The sequence below is a fragment of the Tateyamaria sp. syn59 genome (assembly GCF_007995245.1).
Taxonomy (GTDB): domain Bacteria; phylum Pseudomonadota; class Alphaproteobacteria; order Rhodobacterales; family Rhodobacteraceae; genus Tateyamaria.
Genome location: NZ_VCBA01000044.1, coordinates 1 through 3,581, shown reverse-complemented (window position 1 = coordinate 3,581; position 3,581 = coordinate 1). Strand labels below are relative to the sequence as shown.

General features: G+C 60.4%; 5 protein-coding genes. 4 read left to right on the top strand and 1 reads right to left on the bottom strand.

The window, feature by feature from the left end:
• A partial coding sequence (locus FD715_RS22280; protein ID WP_147115452.1) for an H-NS family nucleoid-associated regulatory protein occupies positions 1–251 on the bottom strand: 251 nt, incomplete at its 3' end.
• Between the two features lie 344 nt (positions 252–595).
• Here FD715_RS22280 and FD715_RS22275 point away from each other — a divergent pair.
• From FD715_RS22275 to FD715_RS22260, 4 genes are all read left to right on the top strand, one after another.
• Complete coding sequence (locus FD715_RS22275; protein WP_147115448.1) at positions 596–826, top strand: hypothetical protein; 231 nt, start codon at positions 596–598, stop codon at positions 824–826.
• A 489-nt stretch (positions 827–1,315) separates the two neighbouring features.
• On the top strand, positions 1,316–2,203 hold the full coding sequence (locus FD715_RS22270) for a LysR family transcriptional regulator (RefSeq protein ID WP_147115445.1): 888 nt from the start codon (positions 1,316–1,318) through the stop codon (positions 2,201–2,203).
• Between the two features lie 106 nt (positions 2,204–2,309).
• Positions 2,310–2,948, top strand: coding sequence for an NAD(P)H:quinone oxidoreductase (gene wrbA / locus FD715_RS22265; protein WP_147115442.1), 639 nt, complete (start codon positions 2,310–2,312; stop codon positions 2,946–2,948).
• Positions 2,948–3,581: DsbA family protein (locus FD715_RS22260; RefSeq protein ID WP_147115439.1), on the top strand; the 634-nt coding region annotated here is incomplete at its 3' end. The genes wrbA and FD715_RS22260, both read left to right, overlap by 1 nt.

Here is a 3,581-nt window from a genome sequence, read left to right as displayed (position 1 = left end):
CCGGCGATCAGGAAATCATCGAGCGACTTGTTGGCTGCCAGCGCATCCTTTACCCACTGGGGCTGGCGGCCGCGCCCGGTCCAGGTCTGGCTTTCATCCGCGGGGTTGCGGTATTTGGGGGGATTGACCGACTTGGACGGCTTTCCACCCGATGCGCCGATAAGATCCTTCAACGAATAGCCGGCAGATTTTGCCGCGGCCTCCGCGGCCGCAAGGGCTTCCTGCCGGCGCCGCGCCTCGTAGTTCTGAATGGCGACCGGGTATCGAGCTTGGCCATCGGCCGGAGGAGTGGCGTCCTTTTTAAACGAGGTCGCCTCTTTGTGACGGCGCTTCGAGAGATCTCATGTTCGGCACGCATGATCTCGCGGCCTTCCGCAAACAGCTCGGCTGAGCGTTTCCGGCCCAAAGGGGACTTTGGTCAACATGCCTGATGCTACGCTGCGGCGCCTCTGAGGGAAGGGTTCTCCCGTCAGCGCCGCTACCAACAGCTAAATCGTTGCGGCGTCGGTATGCGAACAGATCAACTTAAATCTGGCTGTTGACACACAACTCGGCAAGTTTGATTAAGGTTTACTTGAAAAAGTTTGGGGCCAAGATGTTCATCATTTCGTGTGTGGTTGCGGTTGTAGTTTTCATTGGGTTCATGTCACTTGTTGGCTCTCCTTCCGAGGTGGAAACAGTAATCGGTTTGGTGATAGCAGCAATCGCATTCCTCTCGACGTTCATCATCGCGTGGCGCGTAAAATCGAAGTCTCACGAAGAGGGCCAGAACGAGAAAATAGCGAAGCTCGAGCGCGAGCTCGCGTCGTTGAAAGCAAAGAAATAGGCGTTCGATGGCGCATCTCATAGTGCGGAATCTGTCACTTGAGTCGGGTGCCGTGATCCACATGCCATTCACCTTGGATGAGTGTCCAAAGACGTTAGAGTGAATAAGCCCGCGTTTCTTAGATGCCCTCGCGCTGCGTATTCGCTAAGCCCGGGCCTTGGCCAGTCGCACGCTTATCGAATGCCGATGTCTTCGAGCTGGCCGAGGACTGGCAGCGCTTCACCCGGATGACGACAATTTACTACACCGCGCCTTTGGGGTCCGATTTAGAATTATTCCGGAAGCAAACTTGATCTCTGCCATTGGAGCGGTCGTTCGCGCTTTTCGCAGTGAATGACCGCTATCCGCCCAATTCAGACCTTGGCGCAGGGTGCGGCTAACAACCATCCATGGCTCGTTTCAACCTTTCCAGGCCGGAAACGACCATTTGATGGTATTAGAAGGGCAGAGACATTTCTTGCTGCTCGCCTCAACCATGAAGGATGACCTGTGGACAGACTCTCAGTCATGCATGCCTTTCGCCGCATTGTCGAACGCGGGAGCTTTGCGCGCGCGGCTGAGGATCTGGGTGTTTCCCCGGCTCTCCTCAGCAGGGAGATCAAGCTGCTGGAAGAAAGCCTCGGCAGCTCGCTTCTGACGCGGACCACACGATCGATGTCGCTCACCGATGCCGGTCGTGTCTACTACGAGGAAACCATCAACATCCTGGATGCCGTAAGAGGCGTCGAGACCCGCATACGGGAGGGGGCAGGTGCAGTGCGGGGCCACCTGAAGGTGAACGCGTCCAGTTCCTTCGGGCAAACCGCCATCGCCCCGATCCTGCCAAGGTTCCTTGAGGAATATCCGGACCTGAAACTGACCCTTTCGCTCGACGACCGAGTCGTCGACATGGTCGAAGGTGGGTTTGACTTGTCAATCCGCATCCGCGCTGTGATGCCGGATTCGGCCTTGGTCGCGCGCAAGGTCGGCACCATGCGGCAATGCATCTTTGCATCTCCGGCTTATCTGGAAGACGTCGGCGGTCCCGAGGCGCCGGAGGAGATCCCTGGTCATCGGGTTGTCGGTTTCCTGCTGGCCGATCACTTGACCACTTGGGAGCTTCACGGTCCGGATGGGAGGCGAACCATCGAACTCGACCCCCCCGTAAGGGTCGGCAACAGCCTCGTGCTGCGCGACTTGCTGGTGGCCGGACATGGCATCGGCACCTTGCCGGATTTCGTCTCGGCCGAGGCGGAAGCGCGGGGTGACTTGGTGCGTGTCCTCCCGGACTGGGAGTTGCCGTCACCAGAGATCTACGCGGTAACCGCATCCCGCCTCGGCATGGATGCCAAAGTGACAGCGTTCCTTGAACACCTGCGCGCGGCGCTCAATCGCTGATATTGTTCAACCCATGTAAAGAATGAAGTGACAGCGCGCCGGTTATTCCCGCGCGCCGTTTCGCCGATCTTCCAAGGCATCGAAACTCGCTGCCAGAGAGGATCACATGACACGCGTTCTCGTTTTATACTATTCCAGCTACGGCCATGTCCGCACTCTCGCAGAAGCGGAGGCCGAAGGCGCCCGGTCGGTTCCCGGCACCCATGTCGATATCCGCCGCGTCCCCGAAACAGTGCCCGAAGATGTTCGCAAGAGAGCCGGGTTCACAACCGACGATACGCCGGTCGCCTCGCCCGCGGATCTCGAATCCTACGACGCCATCATTTTCGGCACGCCGACCCTGTTCGGTATGATGGCGGGGCAGATGAAGTCCTTCCTCGACCAGGCCGGAGGGCTCTGGGCACGAAACGCACTGGTCGGAAAGGTCGCGGCTGTCTTCGCTTCCACCGGCTCCCAACATGGCGGGCATGAGGCAACGCTGCTTTCCACGCAGATCCCGCTTCAGCATTTTGGGATGCTCATTGCCGGCATGCCCTACACGTTCGCTGGCCAGAAAACGGAAGAGGGCATCATCGGCGGCGCACCCTATGGCGCGGGCATGATCGCGGGCGCGGATGGCTCGCGCGCGCCGACAGAGACCGATCTCGCCGGTGCGCGCTTTCAGGGCGCACATGTGGCGCAGATCGCAGCACACCTTGCCGGTGCCGATCTGAGCGGGGCTGGTCTCGAAGAGGAGGCCGCGTGATGCCGACCCTGACAGTTGATTTCTTTCACGATGTCGTCTGCTGCTGGTGCTTCAACATCTCGTCGCGGATGCGCAGCCTTGCCGAGGAATTCGACCTCGATATCCGGCACCGGACCTTCGTGCTCCAGGGAAGCCCGGCCGAAATGGCCAAGCGCTGGGGCAGCCCCGCCCGGGCCCGCGCGACTATCCTCGAACATTGGAAGGTGTGCCGACAGGTCAGCGACCGACCTGAGATCGTCAATGTCGAAGCGATGCGCGCGGCCGCCTTCGACTACCCGCACGGGATGACGGCTGCGCGTGCCTGCAAGGCAGCCGAGCGGATCGGCGGTCAATCGGCCCATTGGGACATGTTCGACAGGCTTCAGCTGGCCCATCTCGGCGGCAAGAGGGACATTGCCGACCCTGCCACCGTGCTGGATGTCGCCAGCGACCTGGGTTTCGAAAGCACGGCCTTCGCCGAGACCTTCAAGGATGCAGCGACGGCGCGCGCCGTCGAAACAGACCGGCGGTATGCCCGCAGTTTGCAGGTGCATTCGATACCAGCCCTGATCGTCCGCGAGACCGGGACCCGTCTTGTCAATGGGCCGCGCGAGGACCTCGCCGCGCAACTGCGCACGGCGCTTCGGCTGGCCG

Excerpts from the sequence above, each read along its gene's own strand:
- FD715_RS22275 (WP_147115448.1), top strand. The coding sequence starts at position 596 with ATGTTCATCATTTCGTGTGTGGTTGCGGTTGTAGTTTTCATTGGGTTC.
- wrbA (WP_147115442.1), top strand. The coding sequence starts at position 2,310 with ATGACACGCGTTCTCGTTTTATACTATTCCAGCTACGGCCATGTCCGC.